The organism is Nonomuraea sp. NPDC051191, assembly GCF_044455665.1.
Taxonomy (GTDB): Bacteria; Actinomycetota; Actinomycetes; order Streptosporangiales; family Streptosporangiaceae; genus Nonomuraea.
This window is the reverse complement of record NZ_JBITEZ010000010.1, coordinates 176877-199645: the sequence shown is the minus strand read 5'-3', so window position 1 is coordinate 199645 and position 22769 is coordinate 176877. Positions and strand designations below refer to the sequence as shown.

The window sequence follows — 22769 nt, the reverse complement described above, 5'->3', positions numbered from 1 at the left end:
GGTGCTTGGACTTCCCTGACGCGGTTGTTGGAGGAATGGACGCGACAGGGTGGCAGGGGTTCAGGCGTTCCTGGAGAACAACATCCCGTTCACTCCGGCGGGGCCGGGCAGCGCGGAGGCCGCCGCCAGATAACCGGCCAGCAGGCTCTCGGCCACCGCGCCCACGGCGGCGTCGCCGGGCAGGAACTCGGGGCTGTGCAGGCCGGCGGCGGTGTCCACGCCGACGAACATCATGAGCGACGGCGCCACCGAGGCGTAGTGGGAGAAGTCGTCGGCCCCGCACGAGCGCAGGCCGCCGTCGACCGTCCAGCCCTGCTCGCGCAGCAGCCCGCCGGCGCGTACGGCCAGCCCGGCGTCGTTGACCAGCACCGGCTCCCCCGGCAGGATCGTCACCTCGGCCACGCAGCCGCACGCCCTGGCGACGTCCTCGACCACCTGGGTGAACCGTTCGTGCAGCTCCTGGCGCCAGGACTCGGACATGGCCCGGAGCGTCCCCCTGGCCACGGCCTCGCCCGGCACGGCGTTGGGCGCGGTGCCGGCGTTGACCGTGCCGAAGGTGACCACGGTGGGCATCATCGGGTCGGCGGACCGGCTGACGACCTGCTGGGCGGTCACGATGACCTGCGCCATGGCCACCACCGGGTCCCTGGTGAGGTGGGGGTAGGCGGCGTGGCCCTCCGCTCCCCTGACGACCACCCTGAACTCGTCGGAGGAGGCGTTGACCGCCCCCGGCACGGAGGCGACCACGCCCTCCGCCAGGAGGGGCTGCACGTGCGCGCCGATCATGGCGCCGACCCGGTGGCGGTGCAGCGCGCCCGACGCCACGACGTCGGAGGCGCCGGAGGGGAAGCCCTCCTCGCGCGGTTGCAGCACGACCAGCAGAGGCGGGTCGGCGCCGAGCCGGTCGAGGGTCCTGGCCAGGGCGACCACGGCCGCCATGTGCACGTCGTGCCCGCAGGCGTGCATCGCGCCGCCGCCGGCGGCCCACTCGACGCCGGTGCGCTCGACCAGCGGCAGGGCGTCCAGCTCGCCGCGCACGCCCACGGCCGGGCCCGGACCGCCGACGCGCAGCACCGCGCCGGTGCCGGCCACGTGCTCGACCGTCCCGGCGGGCAGCGCGTCCAGCAGCCGCGCCCGCGTCGGGCCCTCCTGGCCCGACAGGCGGGGCGCGGCGTGCAGCTCGCGGCGCAGCGCCTGCGCGGCGGGCAGCTCCCGCCACAGTCCTTCCCGCAGCACCGCGTAGGCGGTGTCCTCCGTCGTGCCGTTCCCGATGACGGCTCCGTCGACGGGCCCGTTGATCGTACGGCCCCCGAGGTCGTTCACCCCGTGCTCTCCTCCCGTGTTCCCAGTCCGTAGACGCGTCGCGCGTTGTCCGCGCCGACCATCGCCGCCACCCGCATCGCCTGCGCGGCCGACCACTCGCCGTCGAGCACGAGCCGGCCGAGCACCCGCGCCATCGCCCGCCGCCACAACACCGCGCCCAGATGGTGCAGCTCGGCCGGCCCCCACCCGTCGGACGAGAACAGGACCTTGGCGAACGGCGCCACCTCCAGGCTCTCGGCCACCAGCGCCACGCTGCGGGCCCCGGTGTAGGTCACCCCGAGCCCCACGTCGAAGAAGACGTTGGGATAGGCCTGCGCGAGGAACCCCGCGTGCCGCTGGAACGGGTAGCAGTGCAGCAGCACCAGCGGCACTCCGGACGGCTCGGCGCGTTCGACGAGGCCGCGCAGCAGCAGCGGGTCGGCCCGGCGAAGGTCGAGGTCGGGGTCGCCGAGGCCGGTGTGGAACTGGATCGGCAACCCTCGCTCGATCCCGGTCCAGATCACGTGTCGCAACAGCACCGGGTCCGTCAGCTTACCGCCGCCTGAGCCCAGCCAGCGCCCGGCCGCCTCGGTGACCTCGGCCCGGCTCGGCGGCTCGGGGTCCAGGTCGAGGCCGTGACGGTAGGCGGCGACGCTCTTGAGCCCGCGCGCGCCGCCGGTGCGCGCCCACAGCTCGCGCGCGAACGCGTCGGCGAACGAGGACGCCTCGCAGTCGCCGGCCGCGACCTGCTCGGCCACCGTCTCCAGCCGCACCACCTCGTCGGCGGGCACGCCGGTGAGCTCCGCCATGCCGGACGGGCCCACCAGCTCCTCGCTCCGGTAGCCGGTCTCGACCAGATAGTGGGCCACGCCCGTGGCGCCCAGCAGCAGCCGGTTCACCTCACCGGCCCCCAGCCGGGCCCTCCTGGCCAGGTACTCCTCCGGCGTGCAGTGCGGTTCGAGGCCGAGGACGGGCGCGCAGTGGCGCAGGATGGCGTACCCGGTCTGGGAGTCGAACTGCGTCATCCACTCTGGCACCGGCCGGTCGGACTCGGTGATCAGCTCCTCGAACGCGCTGCGCGACAGGTCGCGGGCCACCACGCCGTGGGTGTGGTGGTCGACCAGCGGCAGCTCCTCGATGGCCCGGACGAACCCGGCCGGGGCGAGGTCGAGCTCGGCGGTGGCGTACACGTCGGTCACGGAGAGAGCTCCTCCCCCGTGGGCGCGAGGATGAACCACCCCGTCCCGGTCCGGCCCCTCGTCTAGCGGGCCGTGGCGGGCTCGGCCAGCTGCTGGACCAGCCACGGCAGCGCCTGCGGCAGCTCCCGGTTCCAGGTGTTGAAGTTGTGGCCGCCGCTGGGCAGGATCAGCGACGAGGCCCGCATGGGCGGTTTGACCGCGTTCAGGAACCGCTCGGTCGGCAGGTAGTCGGCCTCGCCCTTCCTGCTGCTGGTGACGAGCACGTCCACGGGCGGGGCGGGCAGGTGGGCCAGGCGCCACATCAGGTCGTTGCGGTCGGCGAGCCCCTTGTCGCCGTGGAACAGGTCGCCGGTGGTGCCGTCCACGATCGTCTTGTAGTAGCCCGACAGGGAGACCGCGGCGGAGAACGCGTCAGGACGGCTCATCGCCAGCTTCAGCGCGCAGTAGCCGCCGGTCGAGCCGCCGAGGACGCCCCAGGAGTCGCCGCCGGGCGCCGCCCGGTAGTGCGCGGTCACGGCCTGCCGGACGTCGGTGGCGAAGTACGTCAGCACCTGCGGGCCGCCCGGCACGTCCACGCACTCGGTGTCGCGCGGCAGCACCACGCTCGGCCGCATCATGACCAGGACGGCCGGGTTGACCTGGTGCAGGGCGATGGCGTGCGCCAGCCGCCCGGGCAGGTCCATCCGGGTCATCAGGTTGCGCGGGTCGCCGGGGTAGCCGGTGAGGGCGAGGATCGCCGGGAACCTGCGCCGCGGGTCCTTGAAGTAGGCCGACGGCAGGAACACGTACGCCTCCTCGCTCAGGTGCGTGGTCGCGCCCGGCAGGACGACCTCCTCGACGCGCCCGCCGGGGACCGCCCGGCTGTCCAGCACCCGCAGCCCGGCCGCGGCCCCGGCGGCGGTGATCTGGGCGGTGCCGGTGTCGGAGCCGAGCAGGTCGGCCCAGGAGCCGTAGAAGCCGAAGTAGTAGTTGACCAGCAGCGCGAGCGCCGCCACGGTGAACGTCTGGCAGGCGGCCAGCAGGCCCGCCCGGCCCAGCACCGGCGGCAGCCCCCGCCCGGCCAGCCGCGGCCACACCCAGACGGTGCCCGCGAGCGCGGCCACCGCGAGCACCGCGGCCGCCGCCAGCAGCGCGATCGAGGTCAGTCCCATGAACAGCAGGAATATCCCGGACGGCGTAAGCGCGTGGTTAACGGCGAGATTAACCGGCAGGAGTTTCAATCAGTATTTGTGAAGCGTCCTTGGATCCCCGCGCTGGCGGGTTACGCGTCGCTGGTCATCGGCCTGCTGGACATCCTCAAGGCCGTGGCGCCGCGGCTGGAGCACACGCGGATGGGGCAGTGGTCGGACCTGCTGCCCGGGACGGTGACGACCGTGGCGCGGGCGACGTCGCTGGTGGTCGGCATCATGCTGGTGATGATCGCGCACGCGCTGCGGCGCGGGAAGGTGCGGGCCTGGCGGGCGGTGGTGGTGCTGCTGCCGCTGAGCGCCGTCATGGGCGTGCTGCACCTGCGCCCGGTGACCGCGGCGATCAGCGTCGTGCTGCTGGCCGTGCTGGTGGCGGGCAGGCGGGAGTTCACGGCGCTGCCCGACCCGCGCTCGCGCTGGCGGGCGCTGTGGAACCTGCTCGTGCTCGGCGCGATCGACCTGGGGCTCGGGTACGTGATCGTGAGCGCCCGGCCGGGCGCGCTCGTGGACCATCCCGGGGTGGCCGACCGGCTGGAGCACGTGGCGCTGGGGCTGGCGGGCATCGAGGGGCCGGTCACGTTCAAAGTGGAACGCGTCTCCGACCTGGTCTACTTCTCCCTCGTCGCGCTGGGCGCGCTCACCGCCGTGACGACGCTCTACCTGGCGCTGCGTCCCGAGCGGCCGGTCGCCGAGCTGACCGCCGACGACGAACGCCGCCTGCGCGCCCTGCTGGCCGTCCACGGCGAGCGCGACTCGCTCGGCTACTTCGCGCTGCGCAGGGACAAGAGCGTGATCTTCTCGCCGTCGGGCAAGGCGGCCGTGGCCTACCGCGTCGTCTCCGGCGTGATGCTGGCCAGCGGCGACCCGATCGGCGACCGCGAGGCGTGGCCGGCGGCGATCGGCGCGTTCATGGCCGAGGCGCGGCGGCACGCCTGGGTGCCCGCCGTCATCGGGTGCGGCGAGACGGGCGGCGAGGTCTGGACGCGGGTGGCGGGGTTGTCCGCGCTGGAGATCGGCGACGAGGCGATCGTCGAGGTCGCCGACTTCACGCTGGAGGGCCGCGCGATGCGCAACGTCCGGCAGATGGTCAACCGCACCCTCCGCGCCGGGTACGTCTGCCGGGTGCGCCGCGCCCGCGACGTGCCCGAGGAGGAGAAGGAGCAGATCCGCCACGCCGCCGGCCTGTGGCGCGGCACGCAGACCGAACGCGGCTACTCGATGGCGCTCGGCCGCTTCGGCGACCCCGCCGACGTCGAGTGCCTGGTGGCCACCGCCTGCAAGGACGGCGACCTCAAGGCCGTGCTGCACTTCGTGCCGTGGGGGACGCGGGGCGTCTCGCTGGACCTGATGCGCCGCGACCGCGACGCCGACCCGGGGCTCAACGAGCTGCTGATCGCCGAGACCCTGCGCGCCGCGCCGTCGCTGGGGATCACGCAGGTGTCGCTCAACTTCGCGATGTTCCGCGCGGCGCTGGCCCGCGGCGACCGGCTCGGCGCGGGGCCCGTGCTGCGGGCCTGGCGGTCGGTGCTGGTGTTCCTGTCGCACTGGTTCCAGATCGAGTCGCTGTACCGGTTCAACGCCAAGTTCCGCCCGATCTGGGAGCCGCGCTTCGTCGTCTACCCGAACGCCCGCGACCTGCCCAGGATCGGCGTCGCGGCGCTGCAGGCCGAGGCGTTCATCCCCTCGGGCCTCCCGCTGCGCGCCCGCCTCCGCCTCCCCCGCCCCTTCCACCACGACCCCGCCACCGCCGCCCCCCAGACCCCGTGAGCCGCCCGGTTCAGAGCGAGGTGGCGGTGCCCGGGGCGGGCCACATGGTGTTGAGGCGGCCGGCGGTGGCCTGGTAGGCGCGTTCGGCCTCCGGGGTGAGGACGATGTCGGCGCCAGGGCCGGCGGCGGCCAGGCGTTCGCGCAGGACGATGGAGTCGGCGGTGTCGGCCAGGTCGAGCAGGCCGGTGAAGCGGGCGGCCGCCGAGACCAGCTCGGTGGCGGGCAGGTCGGTGCCGACCGCGTCGAGGGCCTGGCGGACGACGCCCTTGCCGACCGCGCCGAGGCCGAGCGCCACGGCGGCCGCCGACAGGGTGGCCACGTCGAGCGGGTCGACGTCGACCAGGCGCAGCGGCACGTGCTCGACCCGGCCGCCGGGGGCGTACAGGCGGCCGGCGAGGCGGGAGGCGGCGGCGCGCCTGCCCTGCGTGGGGCCGATCACGCGCCAGAGCCGGCGCAGCGCGCTCAGGGCGATGCCGCCGGCGAGCGGGCCGGGCAGCGGCGAGCCCACGGACTCGGCGGCGCGCAGCACCAGCAGCAGCCGCTCCAGCTCGCCCACCGCGCGGGCCAGCTCCTCGCCCAGGTCGGGGACGAGGACCGCGCGCGGGCCGAGGCCGGTCATGTGGGGCTCCTCACGGAGCCCTCGTCGTCGAGCGGTCGTCAGGCGGCGGAGCAGTCAACCGGAGGGTCACCATCGGAGCGTACGCCGCCCCGCCGACGCCGCACACCCCAGCGGGAGACGCGTCCCCGGCCGCACCGCACACCCCGGCGGAAGGCACGCCCTCGCGGGAGGTGCACGGGCCCCGTGCACGCGGCACCCCATGAGAAGCGGGCGGCCCAGGCGTGTGGGAGGATCTGGCCTCGATGGGTCCATGGTCGGTGGTGCGGTGGCTGCGTGCGGCGAGCTTCGCCGGCACGTGTGCCGCCCTGGCCGCGCTCGCCCACCTGGCGGGCGGCGGCTGCTTCGACCCCGGGGCGCTGCTGGCGGGGTTCCTGCTGGTCCTGGCCCCGGCCCTGGCGCTGACCGGGCGGGAGCGCACGCTGGCCGCCATCGTGCCCGCGACGGGCGCCTCGCAGATCGTCCTGCACGTGCTGCTCTCCTTGAGCTGTGACCATCCCGCCCCCGCGCCCGCCCCGGACGCCGCGAGTCTGGGTCACCTGCACGACACGGGCGTCCCGGGATTCGGGATGCTGCTCGTGCACGCGGCGAGCGTGCTGCTGACGTCGGTCTGGCTGCGCTGGGTGGAGTCGGGGCTGTGCGCCCTGGTCCGCGAGCTGGCCGGACGGGTGCTGCGCCCGCTGCTGGTGCTGTTCCTCGCCGTGACCGGGTGGGTCGCGCCGGCGCGCACGCCGGTGACCGGGCGCGACGACGTCACCGCGCGCGTCCGGCTGTTCCTGCGGCACGTGCTGGTGCTGCGGGGGCCGCCCGCCGCCGGACCGGAGCCGTGGTGCCCGGTCCGTCCGACGGTCGTGGGCCTGCCCGCCTGAGAGCGCGCCCGCGGTCCTTCGCGCGCCCGTCCTCCGCGGTTCCTCCGACGACATTCCCGGCTCGCCGCCGTGCCCGCCCCCTGGCCGGGGGCCGATGCGGCGTGCGCGCCTCCGGACCCGACTCTGAGGACATCACCCATGAGACCTTCCCGTACCCGCCGGGCCTCGGCGATCGCGCTGGTGCTGCTGGCCGCGGCCTGCGGCGCGCCCGCGGCGACCGGCGGCGAGACGACCACCGTCGCGCCGGCGTCCGCCGGCCGGACCGTCTACCCTCTCACCTTCGACAACTGCGGCACGCGGGTCACCTTCCGCCGCCCGCCGCAGCGCGTCCTGATCCTGAACGGCACCAGCGTGGGCGAGGTGGAGAGCTTCCTGCTGCTCGGGCTGGACCGCAGCATCCTGGCCAACGCCCAGAGCTACGGCGTGTCCGACGACCCGTCCATGACCGCCCGCATCAAGGCGCTGCCGACCGGCGGGCTGACGATGAACAAGAACTTCGACGTGCCCGCCGAGCAGGTGCTCAGGCTCAAGCCGGACCTGGTGGTGTCCACCTGGTCGGGCGGCTTCGACCCGGCCAGGGGCTTCGCCACCCGCGAGCAGCTCGCCGCGGCCGGCATCACCTCGCTGGTCAACCCGGTCAACTGCGCGATGGGCAAGCCGGAGGCGACCGAGCAGGAGAAGCGCGCCTACCGCAACCAGTCGATCAACTCCTCGCTGGAGTTCCTCAGCCTGCTCGGGCGGGTGTTCGACGTGCAGCGCAAGGCGTTCGACCTGATCGGCGAGCTGCGGGCGCGGGTGGAGTCCGTACGGGCCCGCGTCGCGGCGCTGCCGCCCAGGAAGGTGCTGGTCGCCTATCCCGGCATGGCCATGATGAACGCCAACGGCCTGCCCGCCGTGATGACCGGGGGCATCTACGACGACGTCATCAGGGCGGCCGGCGGGGTCAACGCCTTCGCCGGGCAGACCGCCGACATGACCCGCACCCTCAACCGCGAGCAGCTGGCCACCGCCCAGGTGGACGTGCTGGTCGTCGGGCTGTTCACGCCCGAGGAGAAGGGCGAGGAGGCGGCGGCGAAGCTGTTCGCCGCCTACCCCCACTGGGCCGCGGCCAAGTCCAGGACCTTCACGGTCGTCTCCGACGGCGTCTACCTCGGGCCGCTCAACGCCTGGGCCGTGGAGAAGATCTCCAAGGTGGTGCATCCCGGTGGCTGACGCGCTGACCGCCCCGCCGCGCCGGACGGCGCCCGTCCCGCCGCGGCGGCCGCACGCGGTGTCCGGGCGGGGAACCGGGTTCCTGCTGGCCGGTCTCGGGGCCGCGCTGGTCGGGGCCCTGGTGATCGGGATCTCCGCCGGGTCGGTGAACCTGCCGCCGGACCAGGTGTGGGGGGTGGTGTGGGCGTACCTGACCGGGCGGGGCGGGCAGGCCGATCCGCTGCTCGCGCAGGTCGTGTGGGAGATCCGCACGCCCCGGGCGCTGCTGGCCGCGCTGGCCGGGGCCGCGTTGTCGGTGGCCGGGGTGGCGTTGCAGGCGCTGGTCCGCAACCCGCTGGCGGACCCGTACGTGCTGGGCGTGTCGTCGGCGGCCTCGCTGGGGGCCGTGCTGGTGCCCGCGCTCGGCGGCGGCGCTCTGGCCGGGCTGACGGGGGCGCTCGGCGTCACCGGGGCCGCCTTCGCCGCCGCGCTGCTGTCGGCGCTGGTGGTGTACGTCCTGTCCCAGCGTTCGGGGCGGCTGCTGGACTCGTGGCTGGTGCTGACCGGCGTGGCCGTCGGTTACCTGTGCTCGGCGGCCACCACGTTCGTGCAGCTCCAGCTCAACCCGACCGAGCTGCAGGGCATGATGTTCTGGCTGATGGGCAGCGTCGCCGGGGCGTCCTGGGCCGATCTGGGCGTGCCCGCGCTGCTCGTCGTGTGCTGCGTGGCCTGGCTGTCCTCGCAGGCGCGGGCGCTCAACGCGCTGCTGGCCGGTGAGGAGGCCGCCGTCGCGATCGGCGTGCCGGTCGCGGCGCTGCGGATCGGGCTGCTGGCGGCCGGGTCGCTGCTGACGGCGACGGTGGTCAGCGTGGTCGGCGGCATCGGGTTCATCGGGCTGATGGTCCCGCACATGGTCCGGTTCGTGGTCGGGGCCGACCACCGCCGGGTGCTGCCGGTCTCGCTGCTGGCGGGCGCGGTGTTCCTGGTGCTGGTCGACCTGGCGGCGCGGGTGGCCGACCGGCCGAACGAGCTGCCGGTGGGGATCTTCACCACGGGGCTCGGCGTGCCGTTCTTCCTGTGGCTGCTGCGCCGGCGACGGACGGGCGGAGGCGGCGATGCGGCTTGACCTCGCGGGCGTCAGCGCGAGCATCGACGCGCGGCCCATCGTCACCGACGTCACGTTGAGCGCCGGGCCCGGCGAGTTCGTGGCGCTGGTGGGGCCCAACGGCAGCGGCAAGTCCACGCTGCTGCGCACCGTCTACCGGTCGCTGCGCCCGTCGGGCGGCGTCGTCCGGCTGGACGGCGACGACCTGTGGCGGATGCGGCCCCGGCACGCCGCGCGGCGGCGGGCGGTCCTGCCGCAGCACAACCCGGCCGGGGACGGGTTCTCCGTGGCCGAGGTCGTCGCGGCCGGGCGGCACAGCCACAAGGGGGCGCTGGACCGGGAGAGCGCCGGCGACCGGGCGGTGGTCGCCACGGCCCTGGAACGGGTCGGCATGGACTGGGCGGCCGACCGGCTGATGACCACGCTGTCCGGCGGCGAGCGGCAGCGGGTGCTGCTGGCCCGCGCGCTGGCCCAGGAGGCGCCGCTGCTGATCCTGGACGAACCGGGCAACCATCTGGACGTGGGCTCCCAGCTCCTCCTGCTGGACCTGATCCGCTCGCTGGGCCTGACGCTGCTGGCCGCGCTGCACGACCTGGACCAGGCCGCCGCCTACGCCGACCGGATCGTCGTCCTGCGCGACGGCCGGGTCGCCGGGCAGGGGCCGCCTCTGGAGGTGCTGACCCCGGCGTTCATCGAGGAGGTCTTCGGCGTGCTGGCGCACGTCGGGCCGCATCCGATCACCGGGCGGCCGCACGTCGCGGTGGCGTCCAGGGCGGGAGGTAAGCGCCTGCCCTAGGGCCGGTCAGCAGTCGTCCCCCGGTGCGGAGCCGTACCCGGCGCCGTCCGTCCGCCCGGCTATAAACGGAGCGGAGTGGATCTTCGTCGTGAAGGGGCCGGGAGACCGTGTCGATCAGCAAAGTAGGACGAATGGCAGCCGGTGTCGGCCTGCTCGCGGCGGTGTGCGTGCCGGAGCGGGCCGTCGCCGTCCCGGCGCGGCCCCCGCTCCCGGCCCCGGTCGGGGTTCCGGCTGCGGCGCCGGTGCTGAACCTGGTGCTGGACGGCGGCCGGTTCGCGCTCCGCGACGCCTTCGCGATCCTGGCGGGCCGTCCGGTGCTCGCGCGGGTGTCGGACGCCGCGCGGGCCCGGATGGCCCAGTCGCGGACGGGGGCGCTGGCGGCCCTGAGCGGCCAGCGGGTGTACGGCTGGAACCAGGCGCTCGGCCCGTTGAAGGACCGGCCGCTCTCGCCGGATGAGGCCGAGCAGTTCCAGCGCAACGTGCTGCGCTCGCACGCGGCGGGCGTCGGCCCGGCGTTCCCGGACGACGTGGTCAGGCTGGCCCTGGTCCTCAAGGCCAACCAGCTGGCCAGGGGGAAGACGGGCGTCCGGCCGGAGGTTCCGCAGCGGTTGTTGTCCCTGGTGAACGCCGGGGTCGTGCCGGTGATGCCGCAGATCGGCTCGCTCGGCACCGGCGACCTGCAGCCGCAGGCGGCGGCCGGGCTGGCCGCGCTGGGCGAGGACGCGCCGGTGCGCTACCGGGGCGAGGTGGGGCCGGCCTCGGCGATGTTGCCACGGGCCGGGCTGCCCGCGAGCTTCACCTTCGAGGCCGGGGAGGCGCTGCCGATCGTCAGCGGGAGCACGGTGGTGGCGGCCACGCTGCTGCACGCCGTGCACCGGGCCACGATGCTCGCCGACCAGGCCGAAGGGGCCTTCGCGCTGTTCATGGAGGCGACCAGGGCCGAGCGCGGCTCGCTGGACGCGCGGACGCACCGCGAGCGGCACATCCCGGAGGAGGACGCGATCGCGACGCGGCTGCGGGCCATGGTGGCGGGCTCGGGGTGGATGACCGAGGAGGGCCGCAGGCGGCTCGACCCGGCCGGTTACACCCCGCGCGTGCAGGACGCGGTGTCCGTGCGCGCGGCCCCGCACATCATGGCCGGGCTGCGGCAGGTGCTCGCCGCCACCCGCCGGACGCTGGCCCGCGAGGCCAACTCCTCGACCTCCAACCCGCTGGTCTTCCGGCGCGAGCGCGGCCCCGGCTACGAGTTCGTGATGGGCGGCAACTGGGACGGCTCGATCATGGGCCACCTCGCCGACAGCCTGAACGCCGAGATCACCGACCTCGGCGTCCTGTCCCAGGAGCTCTCGGGACGCCTGCTGTCGCCCCGCTGGAGCTACGGCCTGCCGGCGAACCTGGCCGGCGGCAGCGTGGGCCTGAACTCCGGGATGGTCCAGGCCCAGTCGGTGGCCGCGGCGGTGGTCCCCGAGATGCAGGTCAGGGCCCACCCCGCGGGCACGTTGTCGCGTCCGGTCAAGGACGGCCAGGAGGACCACAACACGATGGCGATGGCCTCGGTCCGCGACCTGCACGAGAACCTCGACCGCCTGGAGATCGTGCTGGCGGTGCAGTACCTGATGGCGGCGCAGGGCATCGACCTGATCGCGGCCCGGATGACCGGCCTGCCGCTCGGGACGGTGACCCGCGCCCTGCGCGACGAGCTCAGGCAGTACGTCGCGCCGCTGGGCGACGACCGCTACCTGACCCCCGACCTGCAGCGGACGATCTCGCTGGTGCACGAGGGCCGGCTCACCCCGTACCCCGCCCGCTGACGCCGCCTACGGCCGCCTGTACGCGGACGGGCGGCCCGCCGGGGTGGGCCTGCGGGACGTGACGTACGTGCCGCGGTTGACCGCGTCGCGAGCCGTGCCGCGGGCGGCCGTGTCACGGGCGGACACGTCCTGGGCCGCGGGCGCGCCCTGGGCCACGGTGGCGTCCTGGGCCGTCGTGGCTTCCTGGGCCGTCGTGGCGTCGTCGGTCCTGACGGTGGTCACCAGGATCGGCTCGATCTCCTCCAGGTAGCCGTTCGCCAGCAGCCAGCTCACCGGAACCTCGTCGCTGGTCTGCGGGGCCTCCGGAATGTACCTGCTGACCACGTGGTACTGCGTGCCGCCGCCCTGCTGCTCGAACGCGGGCGCCGCCGGGCCCACCTCGACGCGGAACGACTTGAGCACCCGGAACGCGTGGTAATTGCACAGGTGCTGCGGATCCTGCGGATTGGTGTTCAGGTTGCGGGGCGGCAGTGCGCGCTTGATGAACTGGTCGCCCAAGGGCGACAGGAACGCTCCGGTGTACCCGCCGAAACGGTCGAGCCTCATGCCGATCTGCAGAAACGTCGTCTTGAGCAGGAGTCTTCCGTTGGGGTAATTACCGGAACGGGCGAATCCGGAGTCGGGCGGGAATCGGTAATTGCCCGTGGCGTAGTCCCAGTAGCGCGAGAGGAAGTGCTGCGGGTTGAGGCCGCCCAGCGGCACGTAGTCACGCAGCAGGGCGCCGAGGTAGCCGGTCCTGGGCAGGATCGTCGGCCCCAGGTCCGGGTCGCCGGTCACGTACGGAGGCCCGCAGACCAGCCCGCCGATCTCCGCGCTTCCCGTGCCGGGAGGAGGCGCGGGCTGGGCGGCCACCGGCCGGATGAGCGGGGCGGTTTGCCGAGGTGTGCTGTCGGCATGCGCGGGCACGCCACCCAGGGCGTCGGCCACCAGGGAGATCGCGGCGGCCAGGACGGCGCTTCGTCGAAGATATCGCATGACTTTTCCCGTTGATTCGTGCGGAAGAAGCGAATGAAGAGAGATCACGAGCGATTCAGTGACACCCACGACGGCGGCCTGGACACTATGTCCGGATATTCATCAATAATGTCCGCGCGTGCGTAAGTCAGGTGTCGAATGCGTTGATCGACAGCTACATTCCCCATCGTCGCCCATATCGCATCTTCGGCATCGCCAGAGAAGAGCAAAGAGTGCAGCCACGAAAGCGGCTATTCTCACCAAAGGTGAAATATCCCCGAATGACGCGCTACGCGAGCTTCGCCGCGCCGGGCCGACCCCGACACCCCTTCGCCGCTCCGGGCCCGATCAGCCCTTCGCCGGAGGCGCGGCGGGCAGCAGGCGTATCGCGTCCAGGGCCAGGGCGAGGTCCACGATGTCGCGCGGCCGGGTGAGCGAGCGCCCGGTGAGCTGCTCGATCCTGCGGACCCGGTTGATGATCGTGTTGCGGTGGCAGAACAGCCGCCCGGCGGCCCTGGCGGCCGAGCCGTCGCAGGCGAGCCACGTCTCCAGGGTGCTCAGCAGCGTGTCGCGGTCGGCCGGGTCGAGCGCGAGCAGCCGCCCGAGCGCGCCTTCGACGAGATGACGGGCGACGCCGGGCTGGCCGATCATCAGCACGGCCGGCACCCGCTCGTCCAGGCGGGCGATCTCGGGGCCGCCGTCGGCGCAGGTACGCATGGCGAGGGAGGCCAGCTCGTGCGCGGTGCCCAGCTCGTCCAGGCCGGTGACGACGGGGCTGACGCCGGCGACGCCGCTGACGATCAGGCTCAGCTCCTGGCACAGGTCGTCCAGGGTGGCCCGGCCGAGCGCGACGACGGCGACCTCGTGCCCGGTGCGCATGCGCCACAGCAGCCGCAGCGCGCCCAGGGTCGCCGGCAGCCGGACGTCGTCGTGGTGCCGCCCGCCGGGGAAGCGCACGGTGACGACGGCGTAGCGGGCGCGTTCGGGCAGGTCGAGGGAGTCGGCGGCGGCGCGTACGACCCCCGCGTCGGCGGCGCCGTCGAGCAGGGCGTCCAGCAGCGCGTTGACGCGTTCCTTGCTGCGGCCGAGGATCTCCTGCTCGCGCCTGCCGTAGACGTCGCAGGCCACCAGCGACTGCCGGTCGATCGCGTGCCAGACGTGGCCGGCGGCGCGGACCAGGACGTCGAGGCGGTCGGGCCGCTCGCGTTCCATGTGGTCCACGATCGCCGACCAGGTGACCTGGCCGGCCAGGCGGTACATGCGCAGCAGCGACTCCAGCGGGAGCCCCTGCTCGGCCCGGCGCTGGGCCATCGCCCGGGTGAAGACCAGGTCGCGCCGCTCGGACGGCTCCTGGAGGATCGCGGTCAGCCCCAGGCGCACGCCTTCGAGGGTGCTCTTCCAGTGCTCGTCGTAGGGGACGCAGGCGCTGTAGACGTCGTCGCCGCCGCGCGTCCTGGCGACCAGCTCGCCGGTCAGCTCGGGCAGGCGTTCGAGCAGTGCCCTGGCTGCGGTGCGTAACGTCTGGCGGACGTCCTCGTCCACGACCGTAGGGGGACGCATTCCCCGAGGCTGCCACCGGCCGCCGTACCAGAACAAGGCTCTGTAGCGTTTTGTGACCTCGCGTTGTGCGGCTGCACAACGGGCCCCCGGCCGCGGTGGGCAGGGAGCCCGACTTCGCCGCCGACTCTGGACGGCGGCCCCGGACGCCGGTTTGGGTGGGCCGCCATGGGGTCCTGTGAGGAAGACGAATGGCCGAGCTGAGGGTGGACGGTCTCGTGGTGGACTACGGTCCCGTCCGCGCCCTGGACGGCGTGTCACTGAGCGTGCCGTCCGGGGCGGTGGTGGCCGTGCTGGGCGCGAACGGCGCCGGGAAGTCGACGCTGCTGCGGGCGGTCTCGGGCACGCTGCGGTTCCACCGGGGCCGGATCGCCGCGGGCGGCGTCACCGTGGCCGGGACGCGCGTGGACGGGCAGGCGGCCTCGGCCGTGGTGCGGCGCGGCGTCACGCACGTGCCCGAGGGCCGCCGGGTGTTCGCCCGCATGACGGTGGAGGAGAACCTGCGGGCCGGCGGGCTGGGCACGCCGCGCGCGGCCGCCGCGCGGGCCAGGGAGCGGGTGCGCGAGCTGTTCCCCGTGCTGGCCGAGCGGGCGCACCAGCGCGCCGGGCTGCTGTCCGGCGGCGAGCAGCAGCTGCTGGCCATCGGCCGGGCGCTGATGGCAGCGCCGTCGGTGCTGCTGCTGGACGAGCCGACGCTCGGCCTGGCTCCCCGGGCGGCCGCCACGATCGCCGCCACGATCCGGGCGATCAACGCCGCCGGCACCTCGATCCTGCTCGTCGAGCAGAACGCCGCCACGGCCCTGGCGCTGGCCTCCCACGCGTACGTGCTGGAGGTCGGCGCGGTCGCGCTGGAGGGACCGGCGGCCGAGCTGGCCCGCGGCGACGAGGTGCGCCGCCGCTACCTGGGCGTGGACGACGCGGCCCCGGTGGCGCGGACCAGGGCCGGGCTGTCGAGGTGGTCCGCGTGACCCCCACATACCAACCGGATGGTATGCCCGCTCTGGAGGTGAGCGACGTGACCGTGCGCTTCGCCGGCCTGACGGCGCTGGACGGCGTCGGCTTCACGGTCGCGCCCGGCACCGTGCACGCGCTCATCGGCCCGAACGGCGCGGGCAAGTCCACCTGCTTCAACGTGCTGTCCGGCGTCTGCCGGGCGGCCTCCGGCAGCGTCAGGTTCGGCGGGAGCGAGCTGACCGCGCTGCGCCCGCACCGGATCGCCGCGCTCGGCGTGGCCCGCACGTTCCAGAACCTCGCGCTCTCCCCCGGCCGGCCGGTGCGGGACAACCTGCTGCTGGGCCGCCACCGGCTCACCCGGGCCGGGTTCGTCTCGGCCGGGCTCGGCCTGCCGGGCGCGCGCCGCGAGCAGCGCGCCCACGCGGCCAGGGTCGCCGAGATCGCCGCGTTCGCCGGCCTGGCCCCGGTGCTGGAAACGCCGGTCGGGCTGCTCCCGTACGGGGTGCAGAAGCGGGTCGAGCTGGCCAGGGCCCTGGCCATGGAACCGCGCCTGCTCCTGCTGGACGAGCCGGTCGCCGGGATGAACGGCGGCGAGCGGTTGGAGATGGCCGAGCTGATCGGGTCGGTACGGGAGAGCCTGGGCATCTCCGTCCTCCTGGTCGAGCACGACATGGGCCTGGTCATGCGGCTGGCCGACCGGGTGACCGTCCTGGACTTCGGCCGCCGCATCGCCGACGGGCCGCCCGCCGAGGTGCGGGACGACCCGGCGGTCGTCGGCGCGTACCTGGGCGTGGAGGAGACGCGGTGATCACCTTTGTGGAGCTGCTGGTCAACGGGCTGTCCCTCGGGGCCGTCTACGCGCTGATCGCGCTCGGCTTCGTCGTCATCTTCAAGGCCACCGAGGTGGTGAACTTCGCGCACGCCTCGCTGCTGCTGGCCGGCGGGTACGTGGTGGCCCGGCTGCACCCCCACCTCGGCTTCTGGCCCGCGCTGCTGGCCGGGGTCGCGGCGGCGGCGGTCCTCGGGGCGCTGGTGGAGTTCCTGGTCATCCGCCGCTCGAAGGCGGGTTCGCACAGCGTGCTGGCCATCGTCACCATCGGCGTGGACATCGTGCTCACCACCGAGCTCACCCGGCGGATCGGCGCCGAGGTGCTGGCGATGGGCGACCCGTGGGGGTCGCGGGTGCTGCGCGTCGGGGCGGTCACGGTCGCCGAGACCAGGGTTGTCGCGCTGGCCGTGGCGGGGGTGCTGATCACGGCGTTCCTGCTGGCGTTCAAGTACACCGGGTGGGGGGTGGCGATGCGGGCCACCGCCGAGGACCCCGAGACGGCCGCGCTCATGGGCGTGCGGCTCGGCCGGGTCTCGGTCGGCGCGTGGGCCGTGGCCGGGGCGCTGGCGGCGGTGGCCGCGCTGTTCCTGTGCGTCTTCCCGACGCCCGGCCTGGACCGCGGCACCTCGGTGGCCGCGCTGAAGGCCTTCCCCGCCGCGATACTCGGCGGCCTGGACTCCACCACGGGCGCCCTGGCCGGCGGCCTGATCGTCGGCGTCACCGAGGCCCTGACCACCGGCTACCAGAACGACCTGGCCTTCCTCGGCCGCGGGATCGGCGACGTGGCGCCGTTCCTCGTCATGGTCGTCGTGCTGCTGCTGCGGCCCGCCGGGCTGTTCGGGACGAGGGAGCGGGCCCGTGTCTAGGACCGTCGTGTCACTGGCCGCCCTGGCCGCCTTCGTCGCCGTGCCCTTCTACCTGGAGGGATTCTGGCTGCAGGCGGGGCTGTTCGCCATGGCGGCCGCGATCGGCGCGATCGGCGTCAACCTGCTGACCGGGGCGACCGGGCAGCTGTCCATGGGCCACGCGTTCTTCCTGGCCGTGGGCGCCTACGCGTACGTGTACCTGGCCGCCGAGCCCACCGCGTCGCTGGGCGGCCTGGGCCTGCCGCCGCTGCCGTCCGCCGTGCTGGCGGTGGCGCTGGCGGGGGTCGCCGGCGGGCTGTTCAGCCCGATCGCCGGGCGGCTCAAGGGCGCCTATCTGGGCATCGCCACGCTGGCGCTCATCTTCGGCGGGCAGCACCTGCTGTTCAACGCCGGGCCGGTCACGGGCGGGTTCAACGGGCGGCCCGTGCCGACGATGGAGGTCTTCGGGTTCGCCTTCGCCGACGGGCCCGAGCTGGTCGTCCTGGACGTGCCGTTCGGCGCGCTGGAGCGGCTGTGGTTCCTGGGCGGCCTGGCGCTGCTGGGGGCGGCGCTGTTCGCCCGCGGCGTGCTGCGCGGACGGCCGGGCCGGGCGCTGAACACGATCCGCGACCACGAGATCGCGGCCGGGGTGATGGGGGTGCCCGTCACCCGCTACCGGGCCGGCGTGTTCGTGCTGTCGTCCATGTACGGCGGCCTGGCCGGCGTGCTGCTGGCCCTGGTCTTCCAGCGGACCGTGCCGGACCACTTCGGCATGCTGCTCTCCCTCGACTACCTGGCGATGATCGTCATCGGCGGCCTGGGCTCGGTGGGCGGCGCGGTGCTCGGCGCCGTCTTCGTCTCCCTGCTGCCGCAACTGCTCACCCGTTACGGCGACGCCATCCCCCTGGTGTCCCCGCCCGGCTCCGGCGGCGGCCTGTCCCCCGCCGAGGCCGCCCGCATCCTGTACGGCGCCGCCGTCGTCGCCGTCGTCCTCTTCCTCCCCGGCGGCCTGCTCGGCCTGCCGCGCGCCCTGCGCCGCGGATCACCGGGCCGCCCGTCGACGTCCCCGGAACCGTCCCCCGAGACCAGGAGCTCACATGTCACGTAACCGAACGGCCGTCCTGGCCGCGCTGCTGGCGCTGGGGCTGGCGGCCACCGCGTGTGGCAGCGGCAAGGCCACCGGCGGCGGCCAGGCGTCCACCGCCGCCGGCGGCGACGGCGTCAGGACCGGCCCCGGCGTCACCGCCGACACCATCACCCTCAGCCTGCTCACCGACCTGACCGGCCCGTACGCCTCGCTCGGCAAGAGCCTCACCCAGGCGCAGCAGCTCTACTTCGAGCAGGTCAACCAGGGCGGCGGCGTCTGCGGCAGGAAGATCGAGACCATCGTCCGCGACCACGGCTACGACGCGCAGAAGGCGATGGCCGCCTACGCCGAGGTCGCGCCGAAGACGGCCGCCATCCCGCAGTTCATCGGCTCGCCGATGGTCACCGCGCTCAAGGACAGGATCACCGCCGACAAGATCCTCACCCTGCCCATGGCGTGGGCCACCGGCCTGCTCGGCAGCGAGGCCATCCAGGTCACCGGCACCACCTACGACGTGGACATGATCAACGCCGTCGACTTCCTGGTGAAGGAGAAGGGCGTCAAGGCCGGGGACCGCATCGGCCACCTGTACTTCGAGGGCGACTACGGCGAGAGCGCGCTGGCCGGGTCCAAGTACGCCGCCGGCGAGCTGGGGCTCACGCTGGTCGAGCAGAAGATCAAGGCAACCGACCAGGACATGACCGCGCAGGTGGCGGCGTTCAGGAAGGCGGGCGTCGAAGCCGTGCTGGTGTCGGTCGGCCCGCGCCAGACGGCCTCGCTGGTCGGCGTGGCCCTGGCCGCCGGGATGGACGTGCCGTTCGTGGGCAGCAACTCGGCCTACAGCCCGCAGCTCCTGGCCACCCCGGCCGCCCCGGCGCTGCTGAAGGACTTCTTCTACGTGACCGCGGGCGCCCCGATCAGCGCGCCGCTGCCGGCCTACGCCAAGCTCATCGCCGACTACCGGGCCAAGTACGCCGGCCAGCCCCTGGACAGCGGCGTCGCGGCCGGCTGGACCGCGGCGGTCATCGTCGGCGACGCGCTGCGCAAGGCGTGCCAGGCCAAGGACCTCAGCCGGGCGGGCATCGTGGCGGCCCACCGGTCGCAGAAGTCGTGGGAGGCCGGGCTGGGCGGCACGCCGATGGACTTCAGCGTCTTCGACCGGCCCGCCTCGCGCGCCTCCTACGTCGTCAAGCCCGACAGCAAGGCGGTGGGCGGCGCCGTCGTCCTGAAGGAGGCGGCGGTGTCGGAACTGGCCGGGAAGTACACCGTGCCGACGGCCGGCTGACCGGGGCCGGCGGGCTCACCGCCCCTCGTCGGTGAGCCGCACCGGGCGGGGGGCGGCCAGCAGGCGGCGGTAGACCGCCTCGTAGGCCGCGGCCATCGCCTCCACGCCGAAGTGCCTCTCGACGTGGTCGCGGCAGGCCCGCGGGTCGAGCCGCCCGGCCGCCTCGATCGCCGCGGGCAGCTCGGCCGCCTCCCGCAGCACGAACCCCGTCACGCCGTCCACGACGATCTCCGGCACCGCACCCCGGCCGATGGCGACGACGGGCGTGCCGCAGGCCATGGCCTCGATCACCACCATCCCGAACGGCTCCTCCCACTGGATGGGGAAGACCATGCAGCGGGCGGCGGCCAGCAGCTCGCGCTTGCGCTCGGCGTCGGCCTCGCCCACGTAGGAGACGCCGGTGCCCAGCCGGGGCCGTACGTGCTCGTCGAAGTAGTCCCGCTCGCACGGCTCGGTGAGCTTGCCCGCCAGCACGATGGGACGGCCCGCCGCGCGGGCGGCGTCGATGGCCAGGTCCGGCCCCTTGCTGTGGCTGAACCGGCCCAGCCACAACACCCAGTCCTCCTTGTGCTCCCGGAAGGGGAAGGAGGCGGCGTCGAGCGCGTTGTGCACGGTGGCGACCCAGTTGAGGTCGGGCGCGTCGGCGCGCTGGGCGTCGGAGACCGCGATCAGGTTGACGTGCTCGCCGAGCGCCCGGTACACCTCGCCCAGCTCGCCGCCGGCCGGGCCGTGGCAGGTGACCACGGTCGGGGTCGCCCGGCCGAGCGCGGTGAGCGGCCCGGCCAGCGAGTGGTCGTGCACGATGTCGGCGGGCAGCCCTTCGAGCGCCCGCCAGGCGTGGGCGGCGTGCAGCACCTCGGGCAGCGACTCGCCGATCCGCTGCGAGGGCGCCTCGGGGTAGGTGGCCAGGAACTTGGCCGGGACCGCCGTGCTGCCCGAGCCGATCAGCGTCACCTCGTGGCCGCGTGCGGACAGGCCCGTGATCAGGTCGGCGAGCATCTGCTCGATCCCGCCGTAGGCCCGTGGCGGCACCTCCTCCCAGGGTGGGGCGACCATCACGATGCGCAGCGCGCCTGCCCAGTCGTCCTCGGAATCCGTCATCCCGGCACCTCCCCGTGTCGATCCGGTCGTCACAGCGCCCTGTCATCGCGCCGGCAGGTCGTGTGCTCCGCGGCCGGAGCCGCAGGGGCCGCTGATCGGGCGGCGCGGTTCGGTGACCAGCTCGACGCCGTCGGGCAGGCCGGACACCATCGGCGTGCCGCCGTCGCCCCTGACGCGGATGCCGACCCTGGAGCCCCCCACCGGCATGCCCTTGATCGTCACGTCCCCGAACCCCTCGGGCAGCGCCGGGACCAGCCACAACTTGCCGTTCGGCACCCCCGGGTCCAGCCGCAGCAACGTGCGCACGAGCTGGATGGGCGCGGCGGCGGCCCACGCCTGCGGCGAGCACGACGTCGGGTACGGCACCGGCCGCCGGTACTCCTCCTTGCCGAACCCGCAGAACAGCTCCGGCAGCCGCCCGCCGAAGGAGTGCGCGGCCTCCAGCAGCCCGACGGCGACACGCTGGGCCTCCTCGACGTGGCCGTAACGCATCAGCCCGGCGGAGACGATCGCGCTGTCGTGCGGCCACACCGAGCCGTTGTGGTAGCTCATCGGGTTGTAGGCCCCCATGGACGAGGCCAGCGTGCGCACCCCGAACCCGGTGAACATCTCGGGCGAGAGCAGGTGGCGGGCCACCTGCTGCGCCTTGTCCTCGTCGGCGATGCCGGCCCACAGGCAGTGGCCCATGTTGGAGCCCAGGCCGTCGATGGGCCGGCCGCGCCCGTCCAGGCCCATGGCGTAGTAGCCGGGGCCGGGCAGCCAGAACCGCTCGTTGAACGCCTCCCTGATCGCCTGCGCCCGCTGCGCGTAGCGCCGCTCGCCGGCCTCGTCGCCCTGCTGGCAGGCGAAGCGGGCGCGGGCCAGGTAGGCGGCGTAGACGTAGCCCTGCACCTCGGCCAGGGCGATCGGCGGGCGGGCGATGGTGCCGTCGGCGAAGTTGACGCCGTCGAAGGAGTCCTTCCAGCCCTGGTTGACCAGGCCGCGGTCGGTCTTGCGCTGGTACCAGACGAAGCCGTCGCGGCTGCCGTACTGCTCGATCCAGTCGAGCGCGGCGTCGGCGTGCGGCAGCAGTTCGTCGACCGCCTCGCCGTGCACGCCCCAGCGGCGCAGCTCGCCGAGGAGCATGACGAACAGCGGGGTGGCGTCCACCGAGCCGTAGTAGGCCCGTCCCCCGTACGGCGAGGAGCCGTCGTGGACGCCGAAGCGCAGCTCGTGCATGATCTTGCCGGGCTCCTCCTCCGACAGCGGGTCTACCTTCTCGCCCTGGAGCCGGGCCAGCCTGCGCAGGGTGCCGAGCGCGAGCGTCTGGTCCAGCGGCAGCGCCATCCAGGAGGTCAGCAGCGAGTCGCGGCCGAACAGCGTCATGAACCAGGGCGCGCCCGCGGCGATGGCGGGCGGCTCGTCGGGGTGGTCGCGGTCGAACAGGCGCAGGCTGCCCAGGTCCTGGCGCGAGCGGTCGAGCGCCTCGACGAGGCCGGCGTTCGTGCTCTCCAGGGTGGGGGTGCTGGCGGTCCACTCGGCCAGGCGGCGGGCCGGCTCGGCGTTGTGGGCGGGACGGGCGACGGGGAACCAGGCCGAGGTCTCCTCGCCGTCGTGGATCGGCGTCACGAGCACGGTGGCGTGCCATTCGCCGCGGGCGGGGACCACGATGTCGAAGGTGAGCAGCCCCTGCGCGGTGACGACCGGCGTGCCGGCCGGCTCGACGGCGATCTTGGCGCCGCGGGCCCGGCTCGACGAGTGGATCTCGATGCCGTGCTCGCCGGGGTTCACCTCGACGTCGTCGGCGGGCCAGCTGCGTTCGGACTTCACCTCGAACAGGTCGGCCAGGTCGGCGCCGGCCTGCACGCACACGACGCAGCCCGCGGCCTCCTCGGACATGTTGCGCAGCGTGAGGTCCTCGCGCAGCCCGACGCCGACGAAGCGGTCGCGCACCACGAGCAGCGTGCTCTCCGCCCACCCGGGACGTGGCCTGGCCTTGCCGAGGAATGTGGCGTGGTACGGCTCGCCCATGATCACTTGCAGCGGTTCGACGGGATGGTCGTCCACCCGCAGCATCCAGCGGGACAGCAGCCGGGTGTCGGAGTGGTAGACGCCCTGCGCGCCGCCGGGGACGATGTCACCGCAGTGCTGGGACACGCAGAACGAGGCGCCCTCCACGAGCGTGACCGTGTCCCCCAGCGCGCCGGGTTGTCCCTCGAAGGTCCATGCGTTCACCGACGAGCCCCCCAGTCCTTCCCCCGGCCCCGTGGCCTGCGGGGGCAGGTCCCCGCACGTCAGGAGTGCTATCCGGGGGAAGAATGGGGAATCCCATGGC

General features: G+C 74.1%; 19 protein-coding genes. 11 read left to right on the top strand and 8 right to left on the bottom strand.

All coding sequences use genetic code 11. The features are described 5' to 3' along the window. Positions 1 to 60: 60 nt before the first annotated feature. The 3 genes from ACIA8R_RS28545 to ACIA8R_RS28535 all read right to left on the bottom strand — a co-directional run bounded on the left by ACIA8R_RS28545 (position 61) and on the right by ACIA8R_RS28535 (position 3652). On the bottom strand, positions 61 to 1323 hold the full coding sequence (locus ACIA8R_RS28545) for a M20 family metallopeptidase (RefSeq protein ID WP_397041319.1): 1263 nt from the start codon (positions 1321 to 1323) through the stop codon (positions 61 to 63). Continuing rightward, positions 1320 to 2501: an amidohydrolase family protein gene (locus ACIA8R_RS28540; RefSeq protein ID WP_397041318.1), complete on the bottom strand. Its 1182-nt coding sequence runs from the start codon at positions 2499 to 2501 to the stop codon at positions 1320 to 1322. The genes ACIA8R_RS28545 and ACIA8R_RS28540 overlap by 4 nt, the downstream gene beginning before the upstream one ends. A 62-nt stretch (positions 2502 to 2563) precedes the next feature. Further along, positions 2564 to 3652, bottom strand: coding sequence for an alpha/beta hydrolase-fold protein (locus ACIA8R_RS28535; protein WP_364088175.1), 1089 nt, complete (start codon positions 3650 to 3652; stop codon positions 2564 to 2566). 78 nt (positions 3653 to 3730) lie between these two features. Here ACIA8R_RS28535 and ACIA8R_RS28530 point away from each other — a divergent pair, with 78 nt between their 5' ends. Continuing rightward, positions 3731 to 5455 (top strand): phosphatidylglycerol lysyltransferase domain-containing protein, encoded by a 1725-nt coding sequence (locus ACIA8R_RS28530; RefSeq protein WP_397041317.1) that lies wholly within the window; start codon positions 3731 to 3733, stop codon positions 5453 to 5455. Positions 5456 to 5465: 10 nt separating this feature from the next. Here the strand turns inward: ACIA8R_RS28530 and ACIA8R_RS28525 are convergent, their stop codons facing one another. Continuing rightward, positions 5466 to 6074, bottom strand: a complete 609-nt coding sequence (locus tag ACIA8R_RS28525) for a hypothetical protein (RefSeq protein WP_357706455.1) — start codon at positions 6072 to 6074, stop codon at positions 5466 to 5468. Between the two features lie 242 nt (positions 6075 to 6316). On the opposite strand from ACIA8R_RS28525, the gene ACIA8R_RS28520 reads away from it, so the two are divergent. The 5 genes from ACIA8R_RS28520 to ACIA8R_RS28500 all read left to right on the top strand — a co-directional run bounded on the left by ACIA8R_RS28520 (position 6317) and on the right by ACIA8R_RS28500 (position 11843). After that, a complete protein-coding gene (locus tag ACIA8R_RS28520; RefSeq protein WP_397041316.1) occupies positions 6317 to 6940 on the top strand; it encodes a hypothetical protein in 624 nt (207 codons plus the stop codon). 138 nt (positions 6941 to 7078) lie between these two features. Beyond that, positions 7079 to 8152 (top strand): ABC transporter substrate-binding protein, encoded by a 1074-nt coding sequence (locus ACIA8R_RS28515; protein WP_397041315.1) that lies wholly within the window; start codon positions 7079 to 7081, stop codon positions 8150 to 8152. Beyond that, the gene (locus tag ACIA8R_RS28510) at positions 8145 to 9257 is read left to right on the top strand and encodes an iron ABC transporter permease (RefSeq protein ID WP_357706458.1); all 1113 of its coding nucleotides are present in this window, start codon (positions 8145 to 8147) and stop codon (positions 9255 to 9257) included. Before ACIA8R_RS28515 ends, ACIA8R_RS28510 begins: the two co-directional genes overlap by 8 nt. After that, positions 9247 to 10032 carry an ABC transporter ATP-binding protein gene (locus tag ACIA8R_RS28505; protein ID WP_357706460.1) on the top strand — a complete coding sequence of 262 codons (786 nt, stop codon included), beginning with the start codon at positions 9247 to 9249 and terminating at the stop codon, positions 10030 to 10032. The genes ACIA8R_RS28510 and ACIA8R_RS28505 overlap by 11 nt, the downstream gene beginning before the upstream one ends. Positions 10033 to 10163: 131 nt before the next feature. Continuing rightward, positions 10164 to 11843 (top strand): aromatic amino acid ammonia-lyase, encoded by a 1680-nt coding sequence (locus ACIA8R_RS28500; RefSeq protein ID WP_364088163.1) that lies wholly within the window; start codon positions 10164 to 10166, stop codon positions 11841 to 11843. A gap of 6 nt (positions 11844 to 11849) precedes the next feature. Here ACIA8R_RS28500 and ACIA8R_RS28495 read toward each other — a convergent pair whose 3' ends face one another. Both ACIA8R_RS28495 and ACIA8R_RS28490 read right to left on the bottom strand, forming a co-directional pair. Continuing rightward, positions 11850 to 12818, bottom strand: a complete 969-nt coding sequence (locus ACIA8R_RS28495) for a TNT domain-containing protein (RefSeq protein WP_364088161.1) — start codon at positions 12816 to 12818, stop codon at positions 11850 to 11852. Between the two features lie 327 nt (positions 12819 to 13145). Beyond that, a complete protein-coding gene (locus ACIA8R_RS28490; protein WP_397041314.1) occupies positions 13146 to 14357 on the bottom strand; it encodes a PucR family transcriptional regulator in 1212 nt (403 codons plus the stop codon). Between the two features lie 188 nt (positions 14358 to 14545). On the opposite strand from ACIA8R_RS28490, the gene ACIA8R_RS28485 reads away from it, so the two are divergent. Genes ACIA8R_RS28485 through ACIA8R_RS28465 form a run of 5 tightly spaced genes read left to right on the top strand, consistent with a single transcriptional unit; the run spans position 14546 to position 19354 of the window. Next, positions 14546 to 15322, top strand: a complete 777-nt coding sequence (locus ACIA8R_RS28485; RefSeq protein ID WP_364088157.1) for an ABC transporter ATP-binding protein — start codon at positions 14546 to 14548, stop codon at positions 15320 to 15322. A gap of 23 nt (positions 15323 to 15345) precedes the next feature. Then, the gene (locus ACIA8R_RS28480; protein WP_397041313.1) at positions 15346 to 16116 is read left to right on the top strand and encodes an ABC transporter ATP-binding protein; all 771 of its coding nucleotides are present in this window, start codon (positions 15346 to 15348) and stop codon (positions 16114 to 16116) included. Then, positions 16113 to 17003, top strand: a complete 891-nt coding sequence (locus ACIA8R_RS28475; RefSeq protein WP_397041312.1) for a branched-chain amino acid ABC transporter permease — start codon at positions 16113 to 16115, stop codon at positions 17001 to 17003. The genes ACIA8R_RS28480 and ACIA8R_RS28475 overlap by 4 nt, the downstream gene beginning before the upstream one ends. Beyond that, complete coding sequence (locus ACIA8R_RS28470) at positions 16996 to 18090, top strand: branched-chain amino acid ABC transporter permease (RefSeq protein ID WP_397041311.1); 1095 nt, start codon at positions 16996 to 16998, stop codon at positions 18088 to 18090. The genes ACIA8R_RS28475 and ACIA8R_RS28470 overlap by 8 nt, the downstream gene beginning before the upstream one ends. Next, positions 18080 to 19354, top strand: coding sequence for an ABC transporter substrate-binding protein (locus ACIA8R_RS28465; protein WP_397041310.1), 1275 nt, complete (start codon positions 18080 to 18082; stop codon positions 19352 to 19354). Before ACIA8R_RS28470 ends, ACIA8R_RS28465 begins: the two co-directional genes overlap by 11 nt. 15 nt (positions 19355 to 19369) lie before the next feature. Here the strand turns inward: ACIA8R_RS28465 and ACIA8R_RS28460 are convergent, their stop codons facing one another. After that, positions 19370 to 20455: a glycosyltransferase family 4 protein gene (locus tag ACIA8R_RS28460; RefSeq protein ID WP_397041308.1), complete on the bottom strand. Its 1086-nt coding sequence runs from the start codon at positions 20453 to 20455 to the stop codon at positions 19370 to 19372. A 42-nt stretch (positions 20456 to 20497) separates the two neighbouring features. Next, positions 20498 to 22669 (bottom strand): glycogen debranching N-terminal domain-containing protein, encoded by a 2172-nt coding sequence (locus ACIA8R_RS28455; protein WP_397041306.1) that lies wholly within the window; start codon positions 22667 to 22669, stop codon positions 20498 to 20500. Positions 22670 to 22769 lie beyond the last annotated feature (100 nt).